Source organism: Paenibacillus sp. GYB006 (assembly GCF_036577645.1).
Classification (GTDB): domain Bacteria; phylum Bacillota; class Bacilli; order Paenibacillales; family Paenibacillaceae; genus Paenibacillus.
Window position 1 is genome coordinate 426,170 of the sequence record NZ_JARBDA010000004.1, and the last position, 12,801, is coordinate 438,970.

12 protein-coding genes and 1 pseudogene are annotated in these 12,801 nt (G+C 40.4%); 1 reads left to right on the forward strand and 12 read right to left on the reverse strand.

All coding sequences use genetic code 11. The features are described from left to right. Positions 1-22: 22 nt before the first annotated feature. Together PV403_RS13280 and PV403_RS13285 are read right to left on the reverse strand one after the other, a co-directional pair. Complete coding sequence (locus tag PV403_RS13280) at positions 23-1,195, reverse strand: MFS transporter (RefSeq protein WP_332084960.1); 1,173 nt, start codon at positions 1,193-1,195, stop codon at positions 23-25. Positions 1,196-1,336: 141 nt separating this feature from the next. After that, on the reverse strand, positions 1,337-2,101 hold the full coding sequence (locus PV403_RS13285) for an MBL fold metallo-hydrolase (RefSeq protein WP_332084961.1): 765 nt from the start codon (positions 2,099-2,101) through the stop codon (positions 1,337-1,339). Between the two features lie 139 nt (positions 2,102-2,240). Here PV403_RS13285 and PV403_RS13290 point away from each other — a divergent pair, with 139 nt between their 5' ends. Beyond that, complete coding sequence (locus tag PV403_RS13290; RefSeq protein WP_332084962.1) at positions 2,241-2,654, forward strand: Lrp/AsnC family transcriptional regulator; 414 nt, start codon at positions 2,241-2,243, stop codon at positions 2,652-2,654. Positions 2,655-2,784: 130 nt separating this feature from the next. On the opposite strand, the pseudogene PV403_RS13295 reads toward PV403_RS13290, so the two are convergent. The 10 genes and pseudogenes from PV403_RS13295 to PV403_RS13340 form a co-directional block, all read right to left on the reverse strand. Further along, a pseudogene (locus tag PV403_RS13295) lies at positions 2,785-2,919 on the reverse strand (MBL fold metallo-hydrolase); the annotation flags it as partial. Between the two features lie 76 nt (positions 2,920-2,995). After that, positions 2,996-3,841 (reverse strand): aldo/keto reductase, encoded by an 846-nt coding sequence (locus PV403_RS13300; protein WP_332084963.1) that lies wholly within the window; start codon positions 3,839-3,841, stop codon positions 2,996-2,998. 890 nt (positions 3,842-4,731) lie between these two features. Continuing rightward, positions 4,732-5,088: a DUF3221 domain-containing protein gene (locus PV403_RS13305; protein WP_332084964.1), complete on the reverse strand. Its 357-nt coding sequence runs from the start codon at positions 5,086-5,088 to the stop codon at positions 4,732-4,734. A gap of 191 nt (positions 5,089-5,279) precedes the next feature. Next, positions 5,280-5,768 (reverse strand): NUDIX hydrolase, encoded by a 489-nt coding sequence (locus tag PV403_RS13310; protein ID WP_332084965.1) that lies wholly within the window; start codon positions 5,766-5,768, stop codon positions 5,280-5,282. Positions 5,769-5,860: 92 nt separating this feature from the next. Further along, on the reverse strand, positions 5,861-7,174 hold the full coding sequence (locus PV403_RS13315; protein ID WP_332084966.1) for an amidase: 1,314 nt from the start codon (positions 7,172-7,174) through the stop codon (positions 5,861-5,863). Between the two features lie 97 nt (positions 7,175-7,271). Next, on the reverse strand, positions 7,272-7,883 hold the full coding sequence (locus PV403_RS13320) for a histidine phosphatase family protein (RefSeq protein ID WP_332084967.1): 612 nt from the start codon (positions 7,881-7,883) through the stop codon (positions 7,272-7,274). Between the two features lie 201 nt (positions 7,884-8,084). Continuing rightward, positions 8,085-9,110: an ABC transporter substrate-binding protein gene (locus tag PV403_RS13325; RefSeq protein ID WP_332084968.1), complete on the reverse strand. Its 1,026-nt coding sequence runs from the start codon at positions 9,108-9,110 to the stop codon at positions 8,085-8,087. Between the two features lie 133 nt (positions 9,111-9,243). Further along, entirely contained in the window at positions 9,244-10,212 is a 969-nt protein-coding gene (gene yjfF, locus PV403_RS13330) for a galactofuranose ABC transporter, permease protein YjfF (RefSeq protein ID WP_332084969.1), read from the reverse strand. Next, positions 10,202-11,242 (reverse strand): ABC transporter permease, encoded by a 1,041-nt coding sequence (locus PV403_RS13335; RefSeq protein ID WP_332084970.1) that lies wholly within the window; start codon positions 11,240-11,242, stop codon positions 10,202-10,204. Before PV403_RS13335 ends, yjfF begins: the two co-directional genes overlap by 11 nt. A 6-nt stretch (positions 11,243-11,248) precedes the next feature. After that, positions 11,249-12,760, reverse strand: coding sequence for a sugar ABC transporter ATP-binding protein (locus tag PV403_RS13340; protein WP_332084971.1), 1,512 nt, complete (start codon positions 12,758-12,760; stop codon positions 11,249-11,251). Positions 12,761-12,801: the final 41 nt, after the last annotated feature.

The following is a 12,801-nucleotide window of genomic DNA, read 5'->3' on the forward strand; positions in this document are numbered from 1 at the left end:
TTTGTTTGTATAGTTAAAACCTTTAGTTTTGAATTTTACGTTCTTTCCTTCCATACAACAGGTAATACAAGAAAAGCGTGGCTAATATAATGAATCCGAGTATTACATACAAACCATCATAACCTGTCGCTGGAATGAGTAATCCAAGAATAGAGGGCCCAAAACCGTTTCCTAGATCATAAAATATAAAGAAGGTTGCAGTCGCTAAGCCAACTCGGTGGGGTTCAGCTAAACTAATGGCTATGGCTTGGGATATAGAAGATATATTACCAAACCCAAGAGCTACTAGAGCTCCTGCCAATAACAATATAGCACTGCTAGAAGCAGAACCTAAGAAGAGCATTCCAGCGCCATAAATAATAAGAGCGGGATATATGATAATGTTTGCTCCTTTTTTGTCCATCAAACGTCCTGTAAAAGGTCGTGATATCAAGACAAAGACAGTATAGACCATAAAGAAGAAACTTGCTGCTTCTATTAGCCCTAATTCCAAAGCATAAACATTCAAATAGGATACTATACCGGAAAAACAAAAAGCCATGATAAACATAATGATTCCTATCGGTATTGCTTTAGGCTCAATAAAGTCTGAAATTTTCAATCCTTTTTCTTTTTTATTCGCTGCCTTGTTTACCTCAGAAAACTTTACAAAGATTCCGATGATTACATTTATCATTCCTAGGACCAGCGAGAAAGTGAAAATCATATTAAAATTCGCGTTTTGACTCATATTTAAACCAATAAATGGACCAACACCCGTGGCCAGTGCCGTACTAATTGCAAAGTAACTAATCCCTTCCCCTTTTCGTGAAGTAGGAAGGTTAAGTACGACAACTGTACTTACAACCGTAGTTATTATACCTAATGTGATCCCGTTCAAAAAACGACTTAAGATGAGAAAACCAATGTTAAAATGAACAAAGTAAAGTAATGTTGTTAAAATGAAAAAAAGTAACGAGGTCATCAATATTTTTTTGGTTTGTACAAGACGTCCTGTAAATAAACGTCCTAATAAGGAACCAATAATGAGGATCCCTGCAATAATCCCCGCCTCGCTGGTAGATGCATTATATTCTTGAATTGAATATAACGTAATCGTCGCGTTCAATAAAAAGAAAATTAATGTCATAAAGAAATTGATTAACGAAAGAATAATAAAATTTTTCGTCCATAGTTTCGTGTTTATCTGACTCATCGTTGTTCTCCTGCCTATCTTGTTAATTCGGGAAATGAATAGATCCATAATTTCACAAATAAATCGAGACCCTTCAAGGGCCTCGATTTATTTGGTGACTGGTCTTCACAGCGACTCATATTCCTCACGTCGTCGTGGATATTAAAAAGTGTACGATTCTCCGTCTTCGGGAATGAATAAACGGGAGGAAAACCCTTTTTCTTCTCCAAAGCGTTTCAGTTCTTTTCTAGATAGTGTCCAGTGGTTAACTGCTTCCATGTGTACAGCGATAATGTTGGTGTTGGGAGCCGCCTTATGCACCTCATAAACATCTTCTTTCCCCATGACAAGTGACCCCATATCATTCCAAACGTTATCTCCAGCATTCACAACGATAATCTCTGGATTGTGGGATTGGATTTCCTTTTGTACACCTTCAAACCATACTGTATCTCCAGCAATATATAATGTTTTCTCACTGGCATGCTTGAAGACAACACCACACACCTGCCCCATCCTTTCTAACAATTCTTCCCCTCTACCGTGCTCACCTTGTGTTTTAATTAATTGAATACCCTCAAAAAGCGTATCTTCAGCAAGTATTTCTACTTGCTCAAAACCGTCATTTTTAACTTGTATAGCATCCTGTTCGTTCTGCACAAAAACTTTAATATTTTTAGGAAGCATTTCTTTTGCTATATCATCGTAATGATCTTGATGCAAATGAGTCAGTATCACGGCATCGACATCCTTGATGATTTCAGAAACGGACATCGGTAAATCGATGAGAGGGTTTCTTTTATCCTCTCTGATCCCTGCCAAAAATGGAGGATACAGACCTTTATCCGCGAGTAGTGGATCAATCAAGAATTTTTTACCTGCATAATGGACAATAATTGTCGCATTTCGGATTTGTTGAATGAACATATGAAAGAAAATCTCCTTTTGTTTTTCTATTTTGTTTCGCAACAAGGTTCAGTTTATACTAGATGCTACGTTCAATTACACAGATTAAATAAAGTGTATTGACCTTTTCACTTTATTTTTTAAAGGAGATGCGCCAGATTTGGATCAAACAGATAAACGAATTATTGAAGAGCTAAGTCAAAATAGCCGAATAACAATGAAAGAATTAGGGGCAAGAGTTCACCTCACTGGTGCCGCAGCAGCAGCCCGTGTGGAGAAACTAGAAGATACTGGAGTTATAGAGGGGTACAGCATTAAGGTTAATCAAACAAAATTAGGTTGTTTTACGTATGCATTTCTTAACATTTATATAAAAAGCACACACCACCAGCCATTTCTTTCATTTATTCAAGAAAAAAGGGAGCATATCCTCAATAATTATAAGATAAGCGGTGATGGTTGCTATCTGCTAGAATGCAGGTTTCCAAGTAATGAAGCGTTAAACCAATTCTTATTAGATTTAAATAATTACGCTAACTACAAATTATCTATTGTGATTGATAAAACCTTATAAGAAAGAACCTAAACGGCAGTTTTATACAAGGTAGATATTGTTAAAAAGGAAGCCAATTTGCATCCGATGGCTTCCTTTATATTTTATTGATCCATTTCTTCTTACTTTCTCACACTGTAACTTATCATTTCTAAAAAGAATAAGTATCTCCGTCGTTAGGAAACAGAATATCATTAGCTAGTTTCTTCTCTTCGATAAACTCATTCAATTCTGCTCTAGACAGCCCCCAATGATTAACTGCCTCCATGTGAACAACTACAATTTTATGACAATTACGTGCCGAAGACTTTCGTACCTATATTTTTCTCCCTTCAAATTCTGAAGTTCTAATTCAAATCGATTTATTGAGGGAAATAGTTCTCAATCTGATCTAGATCCTCTTTATCTAATTCCCAACCTAGGGCTTTTAAATTATCATCAATATGCTTTTTGTTAACTGCCTTGGGTATGGTAACGATACTTTCCTGCCTTAATATCCAATTCATCGCAACCTGGTATGCTGTTTTATCGTACTTGCTCCCTATGGTATCCAGTATCTTTCTTTCCAGTGAACCAACTTGAGGAAAACCTTTCATACCAAATTTATGTGGCGCAAAACCAAAGGGTGAATATCCCATTATTGTTATGCCATTGTCTTTGGAAAACGGTAAAATATCCTTCTCTATTCTTCTATCATGTAAATGGTAAGCTAATTGATTACAAACTAACGGGATGCTGCCTAAATGGGATTGGGCCTCTTGCATTAATTGGATAGTAAAGTTACTTACACCTATATATCTGACAATACCCTTATTAACTAGTTCGACCATAGCTTCCATCGTCTCCGCAACATCATAGTGCTGGCTTGGCCAATGCTGTAAATACAAATCAATATAGTCTGTTTTCAAGCGGTCTAAGCTTGCTTCTGCTGCTCCAAGAACACCTTTGTAAGAACAATTATTCGCTGATATTTTAGTGACTAGGAATACGTCGCTTCTGATATCATGGATTGCTTGTCCAACAATTTTCTCAGCTCCTCCATTGCCATATTCTTCAGCAGTATCTATTAAATTAAGTCCATTTCTAATACCATAACGCAATGCCTCTACTTCATCTTTTTCTTTCCTCCTATCTTCACCATATTTCCATGTCCCCTGACCAATAACCGGGATATCTACTCCCGTATTACCTAACTTACGATACTGCATCTAGTAGTCCTCCCCTTTCACCCTCACAAAAAAGAAGTGGTATGTACTATCAGGTAGTCTTGTTCTGGGATTAGCGCTTGGTATTTGGTTTGTTTTAAGTTCTGATATTTTACTAGGATGGCCATCTCCTTCTAAGCAACAGGAATATTACAGAGGTACTATTGTAAAAATCGTTGAGGAAAATTCCACAATCGAAGGAGATAAAGTACTTCATTCTATACAACTCGATACCGGAGATGTGTTAACAGTAACTAGAAATACAATGTTTTTTCACCAGTCAAGTGATGTCAAACAAGCAGAATCCGATTTTGATATAATACAAGAAGGTGTTGAAGTCGAAGCATGGAGTAGACAAGTCAATAATCATATGTTTGAAGCATTTGAAATAACAGTGATATAGAAGATCAATAAAAAACGAAACTTAATAACCTACATCAATGTGTTGAAATGGGGCCTGAAGTAATGTCTTCACCTAAACTTAAAGCAAAGTTGATCTATCTAGGTATAATCGTAATTGTTTTTATATTTTGTTCTAACTTATTCTTTTATAAGAGCACAACTTCCGCTATTGTTACTCTAAATTCTGTAAAAGACAATTCACTCAACGTTTTACTTGGAGATTCGATCACTACTGTCGATATTAAAGTTCCTGAAATCGTAAGCGGTCTTTTAATAGAGGGAGATCAATATTTCATAGGTTATGATACTTATCCTGTCTGGGGATCAAAGCTAACTAAGATTGAGCCATTACCGTAACACGAAAACTGGTAACTCTGCAATTTCAGATCGATAAGGGGCGGAATTTACCGAGCCTTTTTCCCCGTTCACACAACTATCCGCCCGTTAATTTACCAACAATAGCATATTGTTTAGTCATCACAATCGTTATATCAGTCCTTAAGTCTTTCTATCTGACCAGCAATAATTTGCGGGGGATCGGACTGCATTACAGTATATTCACCTTTGTCATTCGTTTTTGGGGTTACATTGACTTTTTCACCTATCTCAAGCTCGTTATAGAGCTGGGTATCCTCGACAATATAATTGATTAATTCGATATTATTCTTTTTGAGCTCAGCAAAGGTCTTACTTTCAGAATCCTTCTGTGTAATATTCTTCGCTACTAAGATACTTTGGTCTTCCTTCGAAATAATATAATCCCCCATAGTGGCTTCGGGCGACGCATTGCAACCGCTAAATATACATATGGCAAGTGCTAAGGCTACTCCTATAACTAACTTTCTCATTATTTCAACTCCTTCGCGTAAAATCCTCTACTTTGTTAGACGAAGATGGAATAGATTTGTTACGGAAACTACCCTTACGATTAACGAAAAATAGAGCTGCTGCCAACCGGCAAACTGCTCTATCCTGTTATTGCACTACTATTCTATTTGTAAAAGATTCATAAATAAGTGGATATATTGCTCTTTAACAGCTAAACATGCCTTTGAAGCTTGATACTACATTCTGAGGTTGTCGTGGTGACATACTCCATGTAATTCACAGAGCCGTTAAAGTTTAAATAAGCTTCATAACGCATGCGGATCGCAGGTAAAGTAATGAAATCTAGAACATTTTCCTTTGGAACCCACCTGCAATCGCTCGTTTCATTAGAAGTAGCTAACTCTCCACCCACGGCTTTGCACACAAAATCAAACATAACCTTCGTAGGAACATCAGTCACACCGTCATACCATTTATGGATTGCTGTATTAGAAACAATGTTAACTATATGGCTAACCGTGGCGTCAATTCCACTTTCCTCTTTGATTTCACGAATCACGCCATCTATCAGATTTTCTCCAACTTCCGTTATCCCACCAGGATACACCCAACCATCGTCATGGGCTTTTACTAAGAGGATATTTCCATTTCCATCTTCTACAATTCCGCCAGCCGATACAATATGTGTCGGAAACGCCATTTAAAGACCTCCTAATACCGTAAGTTGTATATTTATTACACAAACTTCCTGTATTCTCCTTCTTTCGCGAATTTGAACTGTTCCTTTCCAACTCACCTATCGCTTTCTAAAGGAGTTCCTGCACCACTCACTTCATTTGGGGATTCAGCACGTTCTATTTCTTCTGCCCAAAATAATAGTTCTTCATCGTTCCCATGGCTACCAATACATTGAAAACCTAATGGCATTCCGTCAACTTTCATTATCGGTATGCTGATCGTTGGAAGTCCTGCGTAAGACCAGATCGCTGTCATTCCTGCCCAACCCGTTTTTTCGTAACCTTTCGGCGCTACTCCACCTTGCGCTGGTGTAACCCACAAATCGATACCTTCTTTTCTTTTGGTCTTTTCAAGCTCCATTCTAAGTTTCATTTGTCCATTACGGAGTTGTTCTAACTCCTCTACTGGTATAGCTTGCCCGCTTGTAATTGCCGCTTTTACTAAAGAACCATACAGATTCTCATACTGACGGAACCACGTTTCGTGAACCTGCGCCATTTCACCTTGTACCATTCTAACCATGGCATCGCCTAATATTAAATCTTCATCCCAGGGCATATCGACAAAACGAATGGTGTACCCCCTCTTTTCTAGTGTTTTAAGCTGATTTTCAAAAGCACTTTTAACATCATCGAACATAAGATTCATAAAAGTACCCTTTGGAACGCCAAGAACAGGTCTTTTATCTGATTGAAAGGAGCGCCAGTTAGGAATGAAATGAGAACTTGCATAGATCATGCTGTTGGTATCCTGTGTGAAAAATCCGATGGTATCGAATGAGGGAGATAATAAGATAACTCCATCAAGCGTAATACGTGCATAACTTGGTTTAAATCCAACTACACCACAAAATGATGCAGGAGCAATTACCGAACGGAGGGTCTGGGTTCCGACCGCTATTGGACATATACCAGAGGCAACGGACGCAGCAGACCCAGCGCTTGAGCCGCCAGCTGTGTGTTCCATGTTATTAGGATTACGTGTAGGGATTATGCTATGGTAAGCAAATTCTTCGGTAATGGTTTTCCCTGCGAATATCGCACCCATTGATCGAAGATTCGAGATAAAGGACCCTTCCTTGGTGGTCAAAACGTTAATGGGAAGCTCGGAACCGGCCCTAGTTGGAAATCCATTAACATGAATTAAATCTTTAATAGCGAAAGGGACACCGAAAAATGGTGGTTTTTCATCGGGAAACTTTTCTAATAAACTACTGAAATCTCTTTTTAATCGATTATTTAGATCATCTTCAGGAATAAAAGCTTTTACATAGGATTCAATAGTAGAGTAGCGTTCATAAAAATTTGTTGAATAATCTGTTAATGAAACTTTAGTTCTCTCCGCTAATGTTGCTCTATTAAGAAACATTCATATATCCCCCAAAAATGATGTAGGTTCACGAGTTCGATATTACATTGATATTTCATTGAGCTATCCCCTTAGTTAGGGTAACATTTCGCTGAAATTATAAATGCTCCAAAAAATTTTCTGCGGTTACATTCCACTGTCCATTTGAATATTCCAATTTATGAATGCCTGTATTGGAAGTTGGGAAAGATTTGTTCTTATTTGTCCATCCCAGACCTTTTAAAATATGGTAGACGACATTAATCACTCCGCCATGAGTAACAATAAATACGTTTTCAAGATGATTATTAGTTAATTGCTCCTCACATAACCTTTTAAATGTTTCTTTAATCCGCAGATAATACTCCTTAGGACTCTCACCTTCAGGATACCTCTCTTCCATTTGTAAACTTGAGAAATATAGCCCTGGGAATCGTTCATTGACGATTTCGTTAGGCATTCCCGCAATTACACCATTATTCGTTTCTCTCCACTCGCTGTTACTTTCAACGGATAAATTCAAATTTTTTGCGATCTCATTCGCTGTATCAAGCGCCCGCTGTAAGTCGCTACTCACGATACGATGTACTTGATATGAACTCTGGTTATTCTTAAGATAAGAACCTAACTTTTCTGATTGCCGATAGCCTTCAACATTAAGTCCTCTTTGACTCCAGCCTCCGCGATATCCTTCATCGTCTGCCCCATGTCTCACAAAATAAATAGTCATATGCTTCCCCCTAGGATTCACACTGTTTACTTGTTCCGATGGCAATTTCCATAAAAATCGACTCATAACAATATTAACGTATATTGGAATATAGTTACCTATTTACAACAAGCAAGTAATTCTAAATAAGCAGGATGTCTTTGAATGAATAGAGTTGTAGACAGAGTTGTGGATTAATTCGAAGAAAATAGGTAAGTGAGGTTAATATGTACGATTCCCTACTTCCATTGCCGCCAGTTCCTGAGGGAAAATATCTTCCGGAGGTACCATACGCTTCGGGAGGGTCCTACCCGACATAATCTCTTGGGTAGCCTGCATCAATAAAGGACCAAGGAGTGGATTGCATTCAACGACTGCATTAATATTTCCAGCAATCATTTGTTCAAAGGCCCGCCGCGTCCCATCAACAGAAATAATAATAATATCTGTGCCTGGTTTCAGCCCAGCTTCCTCAATCGCTTTTACTGCGCCAATAGCCATGTCATCATTATGGGAAAATAGCACCTGCGGCCATTCATCGTCAGGGAGACTTAGAAATTCCCGCATGACTTTATATCCCCCTGCCATAGTAAAATCTGCAGATTGGGTCAGCGTGATATCAAAGGTATTCTGCCCCTTGATCATTTTCCGAAACCCTCGTCCACGGTCAATCGAAGGAGTGGATCCAATCGTACCCTGCAGTTCGGCAATTTTTATTCGTCCTGAATGGTTACTCATTTTGTCCAGCATATATTTAGCGGCCTTTACTCCTTCTTCAAAAAAATCGGAACCAATGCAGGTAACATATAGCGAGTGGTCTTTCACATTAACAGCGCGATCAAGAATGATGACAGGAATACCTGCCTGTTTGGCTTCCTGAAGAATATCATCCCAACCGGTCTGCACGACAGGCGCGATCGCGATAACATCTACTTTGCTCTCTATAAACGAACGGATTGCTTCCACTTGGTTTTGTTGGGATTGCTGAGCATTTTTCATAATCAAAGTAATGCCAGCCTCAAGGGCTGCCGCTTTTATAGAATTCGTATTTGCAGCTCTCCAGGCACTCTCTGAACCTAACTGGGAGAAACCGAGTACAATCGTTTTGGCTGCAGGCAGCTCCACAGATGGAATATTGATATTTAGCGGAATTTCTGCTGGCATAACCGAAGGCTGGGCGATCCTCTCTCCTGTTCCAAAACAACCCGTTAACAACAAAAACACTAGGCAAATCAACCATTTCACCACGTATACTATATCCCCCCTTTAACCAATGATAGCGATTACATAAAACCACAAAAAAACACCGGATAACCAGAGCTGGATCAGTGCTGGATTCCCGATGTTAATTGTATCAACATTTCTAGAGTTAGGACAGCTTTTACTGCTTTAAAACAGAGCGTCTTTCACTAAGTATTCGCTGAAACAGAATAAAGATGAAAAGAAGCAAGCCGATCACGATTTTTGTCCACCATGAGCTGAGCGTGCCATCAAAGCTAATCAGGGTTTGGATTACTCCCTGAATCAGGACACCAAAAAAGGTTCCAAGGACATAACCGACCCCTCCGGTAAGTAAAGTTCCACCAATTACGACTGCAGCAATCGTGTCCAGCTCAAAGCCAACTGCATGTAGCCCATATCCCGACAACATATAGAACGTAAATACAACACCGGCTAATGCGGAACAGAATCCGCTAAACGTGTAGACCAGTACTTTGGTTCGCGCTACCGGAAGCCCCATGAGGAGCGCCGATTGCTCGTTCCCTCCAAGAGCGTACACATTGCGGCCAAACCGAGTATAGTGTGCGATAAAGATCGCAGCGGCTGTGACAATCAAAGCAATAATAGCGCTAATAGTAATAAAGCTTCCTCCTGGGAGCGTGATCTTCGTCTGAGCAACAGCGGTATAGAAAGCATTATCAATCGTTATCGTATCAATACTGATCACATAGCATAATCCACGAGCCAAGAACATTCCTGCTAAAGTCACGATAAAAGGTTGAATTTTAAAATAATGGATTATGGCTCCCATTCCGGAACCGAATAGGGCACCCATAACCAGTACTAGCGGAATAACGATTGCTGGAGACCACCCCTGCTGCTGAATCAAGCTCGCTGACACCATTGTCGTGAGCGCAATCATCGAACCGACAGACAAATCAATGCCACCCGAGAGGATGACAAAGGACATACCAACAGCAGTGATCAACAGAAAAGCGTTATCTACGAAAAGATTCAACAGCACTTGAAGAGAGAAAAAACCAGTATAAAGAAAAGAACCTATAGCAAACATGACTAGAAACAGCGTTATCGTTACAATAATGGGAATGTACTTGCTTTTAAGATACATGGCGTGAAATCTCCTTCTCTCCTGGATAATGCCGTGTTCTCCAGCGCAAGGCGATGGCGGATCGGAAAGCAGTTGACTGGACCAAACAGACCATAAGAACTACGAAAGCTTTGACAACTAACGTAATCTCCGGCGGAACGCCAATCATGTAGATCGTTGTAGTCAGCGTTTGGATAATCAAGGCGCCTACAACCGTTCCGAGCAAATAGAATCGTCCTCCGTTAAGTGAAGTTCCGCCGATTACGACTGCGAGAATTGCATCGAGCTCATACCATAGTCCAGCGTTATTGCCATCCGCGCTAGATACGTTCGAACTTAACAGCAATCCGGCTATGCCAGCGCACAATCCGCAAAACATATAAACAGATATGATAACCGAGTGGGCTCGAATACCAGACATTAGGCTAGCTACCGGGTTACAGCCCACCGATTCAATGAACAGCCCCAGTGCTGTCTTACGTGTGAGCAGTGCTGCTATTACGAGAACAGCCGCAACTACAAAGATGGAGAACGGTAAAGTAGCAAGGGAACCGGAACCGATGTAAGAGAATTTTTCACTAGTGACGGTGATAATCTGCCCTCCCGTAATGAGTTGAGCTATTCCCCGTCCGGCCACCATAAGAATCAAAGTGGCAATGATCGGCTGAATTCCAGCAGCGGATACCAGTACCCCATTCCAGATACCAAGAATAAGAGATAGTGCCACTGACAGTAGTACCGACAACAGGATCAAGGAGAGCATATTCTGATCCGAAGCTTTACTGATAGTAAGACAGGAAATAGCTCCCGATATCGCCACGATTGATCCGACGGACAAATCAATCCCTCTTGTAGCCACTACAAGAGTCATCCCAATCGCTACCAGAATCAAAGGGGCCCCAAAGTTGAGAATATCGATCAGACTACCGTATAAATGTCCGTTTTGCAGTGTAATTGAGAAGAAATCAGGAGAATAAATAAAATTAAATAACATCAGTGCAGCCAGTACGCACAGTGGCCAGAATAAATGATGCTTATAAATGGTTTTCATATGATCTCAACTCCCTGCAATCGCCTGCATGATTGTATGCTGGTTCATATCCTTATTTGAAATTTCCGTTACTACATGGCGGTCACGCAGCACGGCGATTTTATCGCTGACGCGTATTACCTCTTCCAGCTCTGCAGAAATAAATACAAAAGACATTCCCTCACGTGAAAGTGACAATACCAGCTTCTGAATTTCCGCTTTTGCACCGATATCAATACCGCGGGTCGGTTCGTCCAGTATTAACAAATTCGGCTCCGTCAAAAGCCATCTGGCGAGTAATACCTTTTGCTGATTCCCTCCGCTTAAATTCTTGATCAGATGATCAGGATTGGGAGGATTAATATTTAGAATGCGGATATATTCATCCACAATTTCGTCCTGTCGCTTGCGGGATATTGTCTTGAACCAGCCCTGTTTGGCCTGCAAAGCCAAAACAATGTTTTCCCGGATCGTAAGGTCTCCGATAATGCCTTCCGTCTTTCGATTTTCTGAACAAAAGGCAATCTGCCGATGAATCGCATCACGCGGTGAATGTATGCTTTCTCCTCCATCAGCAAACTTCAGCTTGCCGGTATCGGCCTTATCCGCTCCGAACAATAACCGTGCTGCTTCGGTGCGGCCAGAACCCAAAAGACCTGCAAGGCCAACTACTTCTCCCTTATTGATCGTCAGATTAAATGGCTCAATTGCTCCCTTTCGACCAAGACCTTCAGCTTTGAGGAGCTCCTCGCTTGGTTTATCTTTATTCGTTCCTGACAGAACAGGCAGCTCTTCCAACAAATTCAGTTCCTTGCCGATCATCTTCAAAACAAGATCAAGCCTAGTTAAATCTTCCGCCAGATATTCACCTACAAATCCACCATTCCTAAGAATAGTCACCCGATCCGAAATCTCATACATCTGATCCAAAAAATGAGTGACAAAAAGAATGGCAAGGCCGTCACTTTTCAACTTTCTCAATACAAGGAATAATTGCTCAACCTCATTTTTATCCAAACTCGAGGTTGGTTCGTCCAGAATCAGAACCTTCGCAGAAATATTTAAAGCTCTGGCAATCGCAATCAGCTGCTGAACAGCCACAGAATACATGTATAGAGGCTGATCTACATCTATATCCAGATTCAAGCGATCCTTCAGTAGCTCTTCTGCCCTTCGGTTCATTTCTTTCCAAAAAATTCGGCCTAGTTTACGCGGTTCTCTCCCAATAAAAATGTTCTCAGCCACTGTCAGATTGGGACATAGATTGACTTCCTGGTACACCGTACTGATTCCGGCCGCCTGTGATTCTAACGGACTGTGAATATTTATCGGGTTACCTTCCATCTCAACAGTCCCTTCATCGATGGAGTACACCCCGGTCAGTACTTTGATCAACGTGGATTTTCCTGCACCATTCTCACCCATCAGCGCATGAACCTCTCCAGGAAAGAGGCGGAGACTTACATCGGAAAGTGCTTTGACTCCAGGAAAGCGTTTATGTATGTTGGTCATTTGCAATAAGGGTGTTACCTCACTCATATCTTCATCCACTCCTTGGCTTATGAAACTACTACCACTCC